Genomic DNA, 14,265 nt, shown 5'->3' on the forward strand with positions numbered 1-14,265 from the left:
TTATCCTCAGTCCCGCATTTCGGTCTGGCGTTCGACAGGGTCGATCAGCACGGCTTTCTGCTGGCGTACCAGCAGGTCGAGAATTTCATCCTGGCGCTCGCCGAGAATCCCGTTGAAGCTGATTCCGCTGGATTTGGTCGGGGCGAGCATGGACACGCGATACAACTCGACGCTCAGCGGCGAGTCGATGGACAGCGGGCCGCTGCCGTTACCGGCCAGTTCGCCGCCGACCACGATCAGGGACACCTGGGCATCGAACGGATCGAGCTTGATGTCACGGTCGGTGTCGGTCAGGTCCCTGATGTGTCCGTAGACACCGGTCAGGCCGTTGGCCATGGACAGGTTTTCGTAGAGGCGGATGTTCACGCTGTTACGAATCCGGATGCCGTGGCGTTTGTTGCTGATCACCTTGTTGCCCCACAGCAGGTTGTCGCCACTCTCGTAGAGGGTGATGCCGTCGGTGTGGTTCTTGTAGATCTCGTTGTAGGCGATCAGGTTGTTGCTGCTGTTACGGTCGATCACCAGGCCCGACAACTTGTTGTCGTAGCTGCGGTTGTTGAAGATGAAGCTGTCGTTCACTTCACGGGAAATAATGATCCCGTGCTTCTTCTTGGTACCAAACACCGTGTTGTCTGCAATGATCAGACCGTGGGAACGGTCATGCGGGTCAATGCCGTAGACGATGTTGTCTTTGTAGGTGTTGCCCTTGACCACGAAGTCCTGGGTTTCGTAGCAGTAGAAGCCGTACCACATGTCCGAGAACTCGGAACCGACGATCCAGCCGGTCGGTTCAGGGCGCTTGAGCACCTTGGCCATGTTCGGCGTGTACTGGGAAATACTCACGCCATAGGACTTACTGTTGGCGTAGCCGAAGCTGGCGATCTTGCTGTTGGCGATGTAGGTCTCGGTGCCGCCCCAGGACAGCAGGAACGGACGGAATTCCTTCGGCGACTTGAAGGCAGCCGGGCCGTTTGCCTTTTCGCTCCAGCCAGTGATTTTGGTATCGCGCACAAACAGCTGGCCGTCGTTGACCAGGAACGAACCGGCCTCTTGGGACAGGCGCAGTTCCTGGGTCTGCTTGTCGATTTCCAGGATACCTTTCTCACCCACCACGATCGGCAACTTCGCCAGGAACACACCCGGCGAGGTTTCGCTGAAGTACTGCTTGGGTACTTTCTTGGCCAGATCCTTGAGGTTCATGTAGCCGTCGTCGACGAAGATGGCCTGCGGGATACCGTGCTGACGCACCACCCATTCAGCCATCTTGTTATCGCCGCCGATGAAGTCCTTCAGGGCGTTTTCCTGCATCATCCGGCGCACGCTGATTTTGCCGGGCTTGGTACGCACGACTTTCGCGGCGATAGCCTCGGCGGTGTAGCCGGAGGTGTCCGGCAGTTTCGGCTTGGCCAACTCCAGCGGCGCGGTCGGGGCGCTGCTGACGGTGTAGGTCTTGGCCTGTTGCAACCCTTTTGCAATGGTCGCCGGCTGGCCTTTTTGAACGGGCGAGGCCGGCTCCACCGTGGCGAAGGCTGCCGTGCTGGCCAGCAACATCGCGCCGGCCAGCAAGGTTATCGAGCCTCTCTTCGGACTGTTCATGTCAGGAACTCCCTTAGCGGTTCGCATCAGAAGCGCCAGATCACGTCGATAAACGCGCGGTGCATGTACGAGTCGACGCCTTTGCCATACGCATCGCCCGGCTTGAACACACCGCCACGCAACCGCACCAGGGCCGAAGGCTCATCGATCGATTGGCTCAAGGAAGCGGGCAGCAGGCCTTGCTTGAAGTACTTGGTGACGACCACGTCCATTTCCTGACCGAGGTCTTTGTTGCCATTTTCCAGCGGCAGGGACGTGCTCGAGAGCTCGGCGCCGGTTCCGTCGTCGGGGTCGTTCTGGACGGCGTTGATGCCGTTGCTGACCGGCTTGTTGCCGTCGACGCGCCAGAATTTGTGGTAGATCACACTGGCGTCGTATTCGTCGTTGAGCATCCATGAACCGAACAAGGTAGCGCTCTGCATGTTGTTCGTTTCGCCACGGAAGGCTTCGCCGAAACGGTGAACCCGCGAGCGAGTACCGGTGTAGTTCGAGCGGTTACTTTGCAGGCCGTTCTGTTCGTAATCGGCACTGGCACGGGCATAGGCTGCACCGACTTGCCATTGCGGATCGAGGCGCAGACGCACGCCCAGGTCAGTGGCCCAGCCATCAACATCGCCACTGGTTTTGGCTTGTGTCGGAGCGGTGCCATCGGGGTTGAGCTGGTTGACCTTGTCGCGGTCGCCGCTCATGCCTGTGACGCTGCCCCAGTAATTGACGGTGTTGGTGTTGCGCCAGTTGTAGGCATCGCTGTCGGCAGTAAGGCCGATCCAGCTGATATCGCCATTCTCTTTCTTGTCCAGAGAATCGGCGGGGACACCTGGCTGCGCGGTATCGAGCTTGCCGTCATCGTGAGTGTGGTGACCACGAATGCCGACCCAGTTGCCCGGGTTCCACTGATACGCCGCATCGGCGTAGGCGTGCAGGCGATCCTTGTCCTTCGGCGCGAGCTCTGTGAGGTCGGTGCGGTACTCGCTGAAGCGCTCGGCAACACCGGCGTTGGCACGCAACAGGGTGGTGTCGAAGGTCCAGTTCAGGGCTTCGATGTTGGTGTCGCGCCATTGGCCATCGTCATTGCGCAGACGCTGGCGACCGAGCTTGAGCATCTCGCCGGGGTAGGGCGTAAGGCCGCTGTAGCCGACCCAGAACTCACGCATCGCCAGGTAGTTTTTCTTGCTCTTGCGATCACCGTTGTCGGTGGCCTGGGTGCCGTCGCTGTCGGACTGTTGCAGGGTGTCCGTCTCGATGATGTCGGTGGACGTCACGGCCTGACCCATGGCGTAGCCGCTCCACGCACCGCTCTCACCATAAATCCATGGGCGCAAGTCAAGGCCGACGCCATTGACGTCGCCGCCGCTCTGCGTACCGAGGTCAGTGTCGTCTTCGGACTGGGCAGTGACTTTCACGTCAAGGCCGTAGTTCTTGCTTTCAGTCAGGGCCGCCAGGGTCGGGCACGACCACAGCAGCGCGAATGACAGGCCAATACCGGCCTTAACGAATGGATTCAACTTCATAGGGATTCCTCGCCGTCTTCTTCTTCCAGGGCATGCAGTTCCAGCGTGTTCTGGCTCAAGGCACCACGAACGGCCTGTTCTTGTTTCAACAGGCGTTGGGCCTCGGCGAGCTGGGCAGGCGGCAGTTGGGCTTCGAGTGTTTGCGCAAGCTCGGTGGCTTGCGGGGTGTTCTGGGCCTTGGCCAATTGGCTGAAGACATAAGCGTTAAGCGGGTCGGGCCGGGTGCCCTTGCCTTGGGAGAACAGTTGGGCAATGGCGAAGTCGGCGCTGTTCTGGCCGTTACGCGCAGCTTTGAGCAGGTGGTCCAGCGCTTTCTGCGAATAGACCTTGCCCAGGTAACCGCGACGGTAGATCTGGCCGAGGTAGTAATCGGCGGCCACTTCTCTGTCGACGGCTTTCTTGAAGTGTTCTTCGGCGACCTTCGCGTCGGCCGGCACCATTTTGCCTTCGTAGTAGAGCTTGCCCAGCAACAGTTCGGCGCGCGGCTGGTCGGCGGCGCGGCCGTTGTCCAGGTACTTCATCATCTTGTCGACGTCACCCAGTTCCGGGAAGTCGTAGAGCAGTTGCGCCAGGCTGACCCAGGAAGCGGGGTAGCCGGGTGCGATGCCTTCGAGCAGCGACTGCGCGGTTTTCTCGTCGGTCGTGCCCAGGGATGCATCGCCCAGTACGCGAGCCACGCTGTCCACCCGCTGGGCGGAAACCGCGCCGCGAGCCTGAGCGGCTTGCATTTGCTTGATCAGCTCGGCCTGTTTCTCTGGCTGGGCTTTTTTCTGATAGACCGTGGCCAGCTCGACGTAGCAGATGTCGGTGGTGTTCAACGCGGCTTTGCAGATCGTTTCCACTTCGTCCAGATGCTGGTCGTAAGTGCCCTGGGTGCGATAGAGCAGCACTTGGGCCAGGCCCGCTTCCGGCTTGCCTTCGGCGCGCCATTGGCTGATCTGCTGTTGCGCGTTGACGTTCGGGAAACTGTGCGGGTATTGCAGGTACAGCATCGCCAGCGGGATCAGGGTGTTGCCTTCGCCTGCAGCAGTGGCTTTCTTCAACAGGCCTTCGGCTTCGTGCTGTTCGGCTTCGGTGGAGCCGGGTTTGGCCACCAGCAGACGACCCAGGCGAGCCTGAGCCCGCGGGGAAACGCTGGCCGCGGCGCGATAAGTCGCCTCAGCTTTCTTGATCTGCGCCGGGTCACGGCTGTCGACCTGGATATCGGCGAGGCCAACCTGTGCTTCGCTGTAGCCCAGGTCTGCCAGTTGCTGGTAATTCTGCGCCGCCAGCGTGGTATCACCGCGCTTGAGGGCTTCGTTGGCCAGACGCTGGTCGGGCAGGCCGGCGCATCCGGCCAGGGCGATTGCCATGGCCAGAGTCAGCGGGACTGGCAGGATTCTGAGTGGGCTAGTCACGGGCATGTCCTCTTGTTTTTATCGACCGGCGGCCATGGCTTTGTCGATCAGCCAGTTCAGGTTCGGACCACGGGTGGCGTTGACTTCAACTGGGCGGCCGGCGAATTTGCTGTCCAGCGGCTCGTCAGGCTTGATCTGCACGCGGATGTCGGACGACAGGTCGGCGCTTTTCAGGCTGGTGCTGCTGATGATCGTGCCGGAGCGGGTTTTGTCTTCGCCGGCGATCTGGAAGCTGACCGAGCTGCCTGGCAGCACGTCGCCGAACTGGCGATAGGAGAAGCGCGCTTCAACGTTGGCTTCGCTGTTACGCGGCACCAGTTGGAAGATTACGTCGCCTTTGCTGGCGTACTGACCGTCGGCGACCATTTGCTGCGCCACGGTGCAATCGCACGGCGACGTCAGGGTGCCGGTCATTTGCTTGCCGAACAGTTCTTCAACCTTGGCTGGTTGCAGTTGGTCTTCGTCCAGATGGCCCTTAAGTACGTCGAGCATGCTGGTGCTGAACGTCGCCAGCGGAGCGCCTTTGGCCGCAACGCCGTCGGGTTTGATCAGGCTCTGCACCGTGCCGTCGCGCGGCATGGTGATGTTCATGCCCGCTACGCTGACCAGACCGGCCTGGGCGTGGCTGACGAAGTACATGCCGTACACCGACTTGAAGATGAAACCGAATGCCGTCAGGCCGACGAGGAAAATCGCGAGGCTGAAGGTCACTGCACGCAGACGACCGAACGGGGTCATGCCGTGGCCGCCATCCTTGACCTTGCGCGCCTTGGTGAAGTTGTCGCGTTGCAGGGTGGCCAGCACTTCACCCATGGTGACGATGTCGCCGGCCAGGTGAGAAGTGATCAGGTGGCGCAGGGTGGAAATGTCCTGAGATTCGAGGTTCTGGAACTGGCAACCGGTACGACCGGTTTCGCGGTCGTGGGAGCGCACCAGTAACTCGACGTCCATGGCCAGGCCGAGGTTATCGATGACGAACTGCAAACGAGCCTTGTACACGTCGCCGATCTTCAGTGGCAGCTGACCGGCGTTGAAAGCCAGGCCGCCAGCGGAGAGGTCGAGGACCCGAGCTTCTACCGGGGTCCGGTCAGGACCGTAGAAGCGCAGCTTGGCCGGGATTTTTACCCGGGCGTGCTGGCGCTGGGCTTCTGATTCATGCACTACGTTGGCGTTGACGGCGGTATTCATATGGACGATTTCCTAGTTAATTCAGGCGAGTTCGGTCAGACCATCATCAGCAGCACAGCAACAAAAATGCTGCCGGCGGAGAAGGTCATGGTCCGAGACGACCAAGTGTTGAACCAACCTTGAAAGCTGGCGAGATCACGGGTCAGGGAAGTGGGCTGGCGAGTCCAGGACTGTTGGTCGAGGCGGAAGAACACGTAGATCTTCACCAGCGCGCCGACGATCTGGTTGTAATAGAGAATCGCCGGGTAGGCCGGGCCGATCGTGTGACCGGACAAAGACAGCAGCACAGTCAGGATCAGGCGGGTAATGCCGATCCACAGCAGGTAAACCAGGATGAACGCGGCGCCGTACTTGAAGGTGGCGATGAGCGCGACGGTCAGGCCCAGCAGCGAGGTCCACATCGACACACGCTGATCGAACAGCACCACCGAAGTGAACAGGCCGAGACGTTTCATCCCCAGGCCCAAGGCGCGGGAGTTCTGCCGCAGGTTGTTGCCGTACCAGCGAAACATCAGTTTGCGACTGGCCTTGATGAAGCTTTTTTCCGGCGGGTGTTCCACGGTGTGAATCGCGGCGTCCGGCACATAAAACGTGTCGTAGCCCAGGCGCATCAAGCTGAACCAGCTCGACTTGTCATCACCGGTAAGGAACTTGAAGCGACCCAGGCGCCAGTGTTGCAGCGAGTCGCTTTCCACGTCGGCGATGAAGTCCGGGTTGGTCACCACAGTGGCGCGGAATACCGACATCCGCCCGGTCATGGTCAGCACGCGCTTGGACAGGGCCATCGAGCACATGTTGATGTGGCGCTGGGCGAAGCGCAGTTTGTGCCACTCGCTCATGATGTAGCCGCCGCGCACTTCGCAGAACTCGTTGGTGGTCAGGCCGCCGACATTGCCGAACAGCTGGAACCACGGCACGGTCTTGAGCACGGTGCCCTCGGCGAGCACGGTGTCGCCATCAATCACCGCAACCACTGCGCGGTCGTCCGGCAGGTGGCGGGAGATGGCGCGGAAACCGTAGGCCAGGCCATCGCGCTTGCCGGTGCCGGGAATGCGCACGAAGTCGAGCTTGACGCGAGCCGGTGGGTTCATCCGGGCCCAAAGGCTTTTCACCAGCTTCTCATCGGACATTTCCACGATGGAGCAGACCATGGTGGTCGGCAGGCCGCAGTCGATCGCTTCGCGAATCACCGAGGCGTAGACCTGGGCGGTGGTCAGCGCGTCGATACGAAAACTGGTGACCATCAGAAACACATGGGACGGGTCTGCCGCTTTACCCAGCTTGCGCACTTTGCGCCGCAGGTGCGGGTAGACCACGTACAGAAACAGCATGCCGCGCAGAAAGTGCGTAGCACCCATCGAGTAGCGCCAGATACCGACGATACCGATCAGGAAGATGAAGTCCTTCGACTCGGAGTCGAACGTGGACGCAGGCAACGCCATGGCGATGCCCATCAATAAACTTAGGTAAAACAGCCAACCGGCGACCTGAAGTAGGCCGTGCTTTAGCCTGTGCATAATCTGCATCCGTCTCTATCTCGGGCGAGCCTGTGGGGTGGCCCGATGGGGTTAAGGCAGGCTTACGAAAACTGGCGACACCCGGTTTGGATGACGCCAGAAATCCTGTAGGAGCTGGCGAAGCCTGCGATCTTTTGATCTTTCGCTTGAAACTCAAGTGGACCTGGAAAGATCGCAGCCTCGTTTCACTCGACAGCTCCTACGACCGCATTACCAGCAGATGCCTTCGGTGCGACCGCTAACGCTGGTGGCTTGGGACATGAAACCGACCAGGTCGATCACTTGCTTGCCGTGTGGAGCGTTCTGCGCCAGGGCGCGGAATTTCTCGTCACGGTTGCCAAGGATGATCACGTCGGAGTTGTTGATCACGTCGTCGAAATCGGCGTTGAGCAAGGACGAGACGTGAGGGATCTTCGACTCGATGTAATCCTTGTTCGCACCGTGGACACGGGCGTATTCGACGTTGGTGTCGTAGATGCTCAGCTCGTAACCCTTGCCGATCAGCATTTCTGCCAGATCAACCAGCGGGCTTTCGCGCAGGTCGTCAGTACCGGCCTTGAAGCTCAGACCCAGCAGGGCGACTTTGCGTTTGCCGTGGCTGGAAACGATGTCGAAGGCGTTCTGCACTTGGGACTCGTTACTGCGCATCAGCGAGTTCAGCAGCGGTGCTTCCACGTCCAGGGAACCGGCGCGGTAGGTCAGGGCGCGAACGTCTTTTGGCAGGCAGGAACCGCCGAACGCGAAACCAGGGCGCATGTAGTACTGGGACAGGTTCAGCGTCTTGTCCTGGCAGACCACTTCCATCACTTCGCGACCATCGACGCCGACGGCCTTGGCGATGTTGCCGATCTCGTTGGCGAAGGTCACCTTGGTGGCGTGCCACACGTTGCAGGTGTACTTGATCATCTCGGCCACTGCGATGTCCTTGCGGATGATCGGAGCGTCGAGTTCTTCGTACAGCGATTGCAGAACGTCGCCGGAAGCCTTGTCGAACTCGCCGATAACAGTCATTGGCGGCAGGTCGTAATCGGCGATCGCGGTGCTTTCACGCAGGAACTCAGGGTTCACTGCAACGCCGAAGTCGACACCGGCTTTCTTGCCGGAGCAGTCTTCGAGGATCGGGATCACGATGTTTGCCACAGTGCCTGGCAGTACGGTGCTGCGAACCACGATGGTGTGACGGGTGGTCTTGTCACGCAGGACAAAACCGATCTCGCGGCACACAGCTTCGATGTAGTTCAGTTCCAGGTCGCCGTTCTTCTTGCTCGGCGTGCCGACGCAGATCATCGACAGGTCGGTGTCGCGAATCGCCTCGGCGAAGTTGGTCGTGCCGCGCAATTTGCCCGTCTCGATACCCTTCTGCAGAAGCTCGCCCAGACCCGGTTCAACGATCGGCGATTTACCGGCGTTGATCATATCGATTTTGTCTTTGGCAACATCGACGCCAACGACGTCATGGCCCCGTGCAGACAGGCAGCCGGCACATACTGCGCCGACGTAACCCAAACCAAATATGCTGATGCGCATCGCAATTACCTCTGTGTTTATCAAGCCATTACATGGCCGGAGTTAATGGTGTTCAGCGGTGATAGTGCACTCGGAAGTGCGCCTTAAAGGCGCAACAATGCCGCGTGCAGGCATATAAGTTCCGAGTGTCTAAATAAGTTCACTCAAAATGTGCGCAACTAGGCTTTTATTGTTATGGCGTGCCCTGTTATGCAGCAGATCTTCTAATCAGAAGACATTCGTGCAAAGGTCTTGCGCGCTCAATGCCAGGCAGAAGCCCGTAAATCAAGCGGTTGGGTGCTCAGGTGAGCACGTTTATAGGGGCGCAGCCTTGGCCTTGTAGGGGATATTCAAGATGCTTATCTCCTGTCCTTCATGTGTTGCCCAAATCAGGGATCAGTAAGCAGAAGTTAATGTGACAACTTTGCTATGTGAATCTCTTCTCTGCGTAAGTTATCTCGTACAAGCTCAGAGAGAATGGTTACCGGTGGTATGAACGACGCATTTGGACATAGTTCCTGTCCGCCCATCGCGAATTCTGAAATTTCTTGAAATATTGAAAAAGATGGCACTGCTTTCATATTGATAGCAACGCCTGTTTCGCCCTTGATACATAGGGTTATTGTTGGGTTAGATAGTTATGTGCCACTACCGATAAAAAATTTCAGTGCCACTACTGAAAAAATTCAGCAAAGTCGAGTGAAACTAAAGTTAGAAAATCGGGTGATTGATTTTTGGCGTCAGTAAAATGACGAATGAGGCGGGGTATTGTAGGACGATTGGACGTGGCGCACGACCCGTTAATGAGGCGTGCACCAATCGGGTGCTTACTCGGGGGCGTGATCGCGCAGGAACACCAGATTGTCCGGTTTAGACTGCTCGGCGCTGTAGCGATAACCTTGTACGTCGAACTGCTTGAGGGCTTGCGGGTCGTTGATGCGCTCTTCAATGACGAAGCGACTCATCATGCCGCGGGCCTTTTTCGCGTAGAAGCTGATGATCTTGTACTGGCCGTTCTTCAGATCCTTGAATTCGGTATTGATGATGCGCGCGTTCAGGGCGTTGCGTTTGACCGCCGAGAAGTACTCGTTGGAGGCCAGGTTCAGCAGCACATCATCGCCTTGATCGGCCAGGGCTTCGTTCAGCCATTCGCTGATTCGTGTGCCCCAGAAGGCATACAAGTCCTTGCCACGGGTATTCGCCAGTTTGGTGCCCATCTCCAGTCGATACGGTTGCATCAGGTCCAGTGGGCGCAGCAGGCCGTACAGGCCGGACAACATGCGCAAGTGCTGCTGGGCGTAATCGAAATCGGCTTCGCTGAAGGTTTGAGCATTCAACCCGGTGTAGACGTCGCCCTTGAAGGCGAGCAGTGCCTGCTTGGCGTTTTCCGGAGTGAACGCGGGCGTCCAGCTGCCGAAACGCGCGGCGTTGAGCCCGCCGATCTTGTCGGAGACGTGCATCAACTCGCTGATTTGCGCAGGGGCCAGCTCGCGCAATTGCAGGATCAGCTCCTGGGAATGGTCGAGGTATTGTGGCTGGGTGAAGCGCTGGGTCGCCGGCGGTGTTTCGTAATCGAGGGTCTTGGCGGGGGAAATCACCATCAGCATGAAGTCGTCTCCTTTAATCGTGGGGGCGATTCTAGGGGGTTGTCTGCGTTGACTCCAGCTATGAGCGTCATAGGTGATCGGTGGTGTCATGGAACAAGATCGCAGCCTCGCTTCGCTCGACAGCTCCTACGGTGCGCGTACATCTGTAGGAGCTGTCGAGCGAAGCGAGGCTGCGATCTTTTGATCTTCCCGCGATATAGTGCCGCGCGGGTTTTGTTATGGAGACATCCCATTGCGTATCGTTTTTCTATTCTCGGCCTGGCTGTTGAGCTTCGGTGCCATGGCGGCGCCGGGCGATGTGGCGACGCTTGATCGCAGCACCTGGCCTGAACAGCTCAACAGCCCGACCCTGTTTGATGTGGCATCACGGGCCGAGATCCTCATGTTTTCTCGCGTCTTGTTGGCCAGCGAATCCCTGGATGAAGTGAGCCTGGCCCAGCGCCTGGGGTTGCGCACGGTCAATCTGGAATCGATCAACAACCTGCGCCAGCGCATGTGGCAGCGGCTGCTGACCAACTACAACTTCGCCCAGCAGAGCTGCGATCAGGATGCTTCCTTCTGTTTCCTGGTTGAGGACATGGACACCCTGCGCCAGCAAGCCGCCAAGTTTCAGGTCAGCGATGAGAGCTACTACATAAAGTGGGCCGAACCGAGCCGACTGTTCCACGCCCAGTATCTGGACGAGCAATTGCGCAAGGCAGCGCTGTTTCCGCAAACCAGCAGCGAAGTCGATCGTTTTGGCGACTATGAGCGCAACGGCGATCAGATGCATGACCGGCTGTTTTTGCTGACCTTCGACAGCGCCGCCAATGCCGCGCCGGATAACACCGCCTGGGCCACGGAATACCTGCGCAAGTCGAACATGACCGGCACGTTCTTCGTTCTCGGCAAGGACATCCAGGCCCGTCTGGCCGATCGCTCGGTGGCCAACCTGCAAGCGACGTACTCGAAGCAGTGCATTGGCGTGCAAGGCTGGGAGTTTCGCTCACACAGCCACTGGCAGGACTGGCAGGACTCGGTGCGACGCAGCGTCGAACTGGTCAAAAGCAAACTGCCCGAGAACTACGTGCCATTGTTTCGGCCGCCCGATGGCCAGCGTCGGTCTGACGCTGAAGGATTCTTCAAATCCCAGGGCTTGCAGGTGGCGCTGTGGGATATCGACGCCCAGGACGGGGCGGGCAAGCTAAAAGCCAATCAGAGCGCGCAACGGGTGTTGAGCCTGATGCTGTTGTGGCGCCACGGGGTGATCAACTTCAACGTGAAGCAGGATGCGCTGAAAACGGCGATGCCCTGGCTCATCACGCAAACGGCGCAAAGTGGGATCGGCTGGGAAGACTGTCAGGACGCGTTTCGCTGAAAACGGCGAAAGGCCGTAAACATTGGGGGAGGGGTGGTTTTGGGCGAGAATTCGGTGCAGGCGGACTTCCGACTTTAACGGGGTGATGGCAATCCGCCTAGTGCTATTGGTCACTCTGAAAAATAAACTTCAAAAAAACGTCAAAGTACTTTTTTCTGTCATGGGTTTTGGAGTATTACGAAGACAGACCGCCGAAACCTGCAACACAGGTGGCGTCTTCCAAGACCCAGCTATGGATGCAGTTCACTTGAGTCCCCGCAGGTGAATTCGGTGGCCACTTCGAGGCGCAGCACTGTCACGGTATTGCGTCGACTGGCTCCCACAAAGGTGACCGAGTATGGATGATCACGGACGTAGTTCTTCCTCCAACCAGCCAATCCTTTATGTACTCGATACCAACGTATTGATTCACGATCCAAACGCCCTGCTTAACTTCGAAGAACACCACGTCGCCATCCCGATGACCGTGCTTGAGGAGCTCGACAAGCTCAAGAGCGGGCATCACAGCGTGGCTGCAGAATGTCGTCAGGCAATTCGCCTGATCGACAAGACCTTGGGCGATGCCAGCCCCGAAGATGTCGAACTCGGTGTGCCGATCCAGCGCGGCAAGAGTGGGCCCAAGGGTTTGCTGTCAATTCTGATGAGCAAACGTGCCGAACCGAACATCATTCTGCCCGAGCACCTGAACGACAACATCATCATCAACCAGTTGATCGACCTGCACGCGCGCGAACCAAAGCTGCCCGTGGTGCTGGTCACCAAAGACATCAACATGCGCCTCAAGGCCCGGGCTTGTGGGATCGCGGCCGAGGACTACAGTACCGACCAACTGGTCGACGATGTGTCGCTGCTGCCCAACGGTTATCACAACATGACCGGCTCCTTCTGGGACCGTGTAAGGAATGTCGACACCCGTCAGGATCATGGCCGCACCTGGCACCAAGTGCAGTTGATCGACAACCTGCCGGCGGTGCACATCAACGAGTTCATCATTGACGAACAGGGTTTTGTCGGCTGGATCAAGGAGATCGAGGAAGACAAGCTGCTGATTCTCGACCTGCATCAGGAACCCCTGTTGCACCAGGAAGCCTGGGGCCTGAAACCGCGTGACATCTATCAAAGCCTGGCGCTGTACGCCTTGCTCGATCCGGATATCCACCTGGTCAACCTGACCGGGGCAGCAGGTTCCGGTAAAACCATCCTCGCACTGGCGGCGGCGATCGAGCAGACCATGGTCAGCAAACGCTATCGCCGGATTATCGCGACCCGTAGCGTGCAGGGGCTGGACCAGGAGATCGGTTTCCTGCCCGGCACTGAAGCGGAAAAAATGGAGCCTTGGCTGGGCGCCATCACCGACAACCTCGAAGCCTTGCACATGGATGACGAAAACACCCATGGCAGCGTCGATTACATCCTCAGCAAAGTGCCGTTGCAGTTCAAATCCCTCAACTACATTCGAGGCCGCAGCTTCCAGCAGAGCCTGATCCTGATCGATGAATGCCAGAACCTCACGCCGCACCAGATGAAAACCATCATCACCCGTGCCGGCGCCGGTTCCAAAGTGGTGTGCCTGGGTAACCTGGCGCAGATCGACACCCCTTACCTGTCCGCGACCAGTTCCGGGCTGACGTACCTGACAGAACGCTTCAAGGACTTCCCCAACGGTGTGCACATCACCCTGCAAGGGGTGCCACGTTCGATTCTGGCCGAATACGCCGAGTCGCATTTGTAACCCTCATCAAAACCGTGCGGCCTCCAAGGTCGCCCGGTTTTTTTATGCCCAACACATAACCCTGTGGTGACCCGATAATCAAACGTGCGGAATTTTGACCCGCAGGTTTACAATCGGGGCTCCTGATCAGGAGTATCCCTGTGCTGACTCATCTCGATTCCCAAGGTCGCGCCAATATGGTCGACGTCACTGAAAAAGCCGTGACGTTCCGTGAAGCAACGGCCCAAGCGCTGGTGCGCATGCTGCCCGAAACCCTGCAGATGATCGTCAGCGGCGGTCACCCCAAGGGTGATGTATTCGCCGTGGCGCGTATCGCCGGCATTCAGGCCGCGAAGAAAACCAGCGATCTGATCCCTCTGTGCCATCCGCTGCTGCTCACCGGCGTCAAGGTCGAACTCAATGCCGAAGGCGACGACACCGTGCGCATCGTGGCGCGCTGCAAGTTGTCCGGGCAGACCGGCGTAGAGATGGAAGCCCTGACCGCCGCCAGCGTCGCGGCGCTGACTATCTATGACATGTGCAAAGCCGTGGATCGCGGCATGACCATTGAAAGCGTGCGCCTGCTGGAGAAACTCGGCGGCAAGAGCGGCCATTTCCAGGCGGATCAACCATGAACCTCACCGTGAAGTTTTTTGCCCGTTACCGTGAAGCGCTCGGCGTGGACTCGGTGAAGGTTGAAGGTGATTTCGCCACGGTCGACGATGTACGTGCGCTGCTGGCCCAACGTGACGGTGCCGATGTGCTGAGCGAACAGAACCTGATGTGCGCCCGCAACGAAGACCTGTGCCAGCTTGATGAGCCGGTGAGCGATGGCGATGAAGTGGCCTTTTTCCCGACCGTGACCGGAGGCTGAG

At 58.6% G+C, this 14,265-nt stretch carries 11 protein-coding genes; 4 read left to right on the top strand and 7 right to left on the bottom strand.

Features of this window, described 5'->3' with window-relative positions:
• Positions 1-6: 6 nt before the first annotated feature.
• From algG to yaaA, 7 genes are all read right to left on the bottom strand, one after another.
• Positions 7-1,596 (bottom strand): mannuronan 5-epimerase AlgG, encoded by a 1,590-nt coding sequence (gene algG, locus ACA079_RS04625; protein ID WP_497702717.1) that lies wholly within the window; start codon positions 1,594-1,596, stop codon positions 7-9.
• Positions 1,597-1,622: 26 nt separating this feature from the next.
• The gene (locus tag ACA079_RS04630) at positions 1,623-3,107 is read right to left on the bottom strand and encodes an alginate export family protein (protein ID WP_497702718.1); all 1,485 of its coding nucleotides are present in this window, start codon (positions 3,105-3,107) and stop codon (positions 1,623-1,625) included.
• Entirely contained in the window at positions 3,104-4,510 is a 1,407-nt protein-coding gene (gene algK / locus ACA079_RS04635; protein ID WP_415773322.1) for an alginate biosynthesis TPR repeat lipoprotein AlgK, read from the bottom strand. Before algK ends, ACA079_RS04630 begins: the two co-directional genes overlap by 4 nt.
• A gap of 12 nt (positions 4,511-4,522) precedes the next feature.
• Entirely contained in the window at positions 4,523-5,692 is a 1,170-nt protein-coding gene (locus ACA079_RS04640) for a PilZ domain-containing protein (RefSeq protein WP_497702719.1), read from the bottom strand.
• Positions 5,693-5,727: 35 nt separating this feature from the next.
• Positions 5,728-7,209 (bottom strand): mannuronan synthase, encoded by a 1,482-nt coding sequence (gene alg8, locus ACA079_RS04645; RefSeq protein WP_497702720.1) that lies wholly within the window; start codon positions 7,207-7,209, stop codon positions 5,728-5,730.
• Between the two features lie 210 nt (positions 7,210-7,419).
• On the bottom strand, positions 7,420-8,736 hold the full coding sequence (locus ACA079_RS04650) for a nucleotide sugar dehydrogenase (RefSeq protein WP_497702721.1): 1,317 nt from the start codon (positions 8,734-8,736) through the stop codon (positions 7,420-7,422).
• A gap of 806 nt (positions 8,737-9,542) precedes the next feature.
• Positions 9,543-10,322: a peroxide stress protein YaaA gene (gene yaaA, locus ACA079_RS04655; protein ID WP_497702722.1), complete on the bottom strand. Its 780-nt coding sequence runs from the start codon at positions 10,320-10,322 to the stop codon at positions 9,543-9,545.
• A gap of 232 nt (positions 10,323-10,554) precedes the next feature.
• Here yaaA and ACA079_RS04660 point away from each other — a divergent pair, with 232 nt between their 5' ends.
• The 4 genes from ACA079_RS04660 (at position 10,555) to moaD (ending at position 14,264) form a co-directional block, all read left to right on the top strand.
• Positions 10,555-11,679: a polysaccharide deacetylase family protein gene (locus ACA079_RS04660; protein ID WP_497702723.1), complete on the top strand. Its 1,125-nt coding sequence runs from the start codon at positions 10,555-10,557 to the stop codon at positions 11,677-11,679.
• A gap of 337 nt (positions 11,680-12,016) precedes the next feature.
• Positions 12,017-13,411: a PhoH family protein gene (locus tag ACA079_RS04665; RefSeq protein ID WP_129438280.1), complete on the top strand. Its 1,395-nt coding sequence runs from the start codon at positions 12,017-12,019 to the stop codon at positions 13,409-13,411.
• A 140-nt stretch (positions 13,412-13,551) separates the two neighbouring features.
• Positions 13,552-14,025, top strand: a complete 474-nt coding sequence (gene moaC, locus ACA079_RS04670; protein ID WP_129438276.1) for a cyclic pyranopterin monophosphate synthase MoaC — start codon at positions 13,552-13,554, stop codon at positions 14,023-14,025.
• On the top strand, positions 14,022-14,264 hold the full coding sequence (moaD, locus tag ACA079_RS04675; protein WP_497702724.1) for a molybdopterin converting factor subunit 1: 243 nt from the start codon (positions 14,022-14,024) through the stop codon (positions 14,262-14,264). Before moaC ends, moaD begins: the two co-directional genes overlap by 4 nt.
• The last annotated feature ends 1 nt before the right edge of the window (position 14,265 follow it).

The organism is Pseudomonas sp. LBUM1645 (assembly GCF_059716185.1).

Bases quoted from the DNA above. Each gene is read 5' to 3' on its own strand.
- algG (WP_497702717.1), bottom strand. From the start codon at position 1,596: ATGAACAGTCCGAAGAGAGGCTCGATAACCTTGCTGGCCGGCGCGATG.
- ACA079_RS04630 (WP_497702718.1), bottom strand. From the start codon at position 3,107: ATGAAGTTGAATCCATTCGTTAAGGCCGGTATTGGCCTGTCATTCGCG.
- algK (WP_415773322.1), bottom strand. From the start codon at position 4,510: ATGCCCGTGACTAGCCCACTCAGAATCCTGCCAGTCCCGCTGACTCTG.
- ACA079_RS04640 (WP_497702719.1), bottom strand. From the start codon at position 5,692: ATGAATACCGCCGTCAACGCCAACGTAGTGCATGAATCAGAAGCCCAG.
- alg8 (WP_497702720.1), bottom strand. From the start codon at position 7,209: ATGCACAGGCTAAAGCACGGCCTACTTCAGGTCGCCGGTTGGCTGTTT.
- ACA079_RS04650 (WP_497702721.1), bottom strand. From the start codon at position 8,736: ATGCGCATCAGCATATTTGGTTTGGGTTACGTCGGCGCAGTATGTGCC.
- yaaA (WP_497702722.1), bottom strand. From the start codon at position 10,322: ATGCTGATGGTGATTTCCCCCGCCAAGACCCTCGATTACGAAACACCG.
- ACA079_RS04665 (WP_129438280.1), top strand. From the start codon at position 12,017: ATGGATGATCACGGACGTAGTTCTTCCTCCAACCAGCCAATCCTTTAT.
- moaD (WP_497702724.1), top strand. From the start codon at position 14,022: ATGAACCTCACCGTGAAGTTTTTTGCCCGTTACCGTGAAGCGCTCGGC.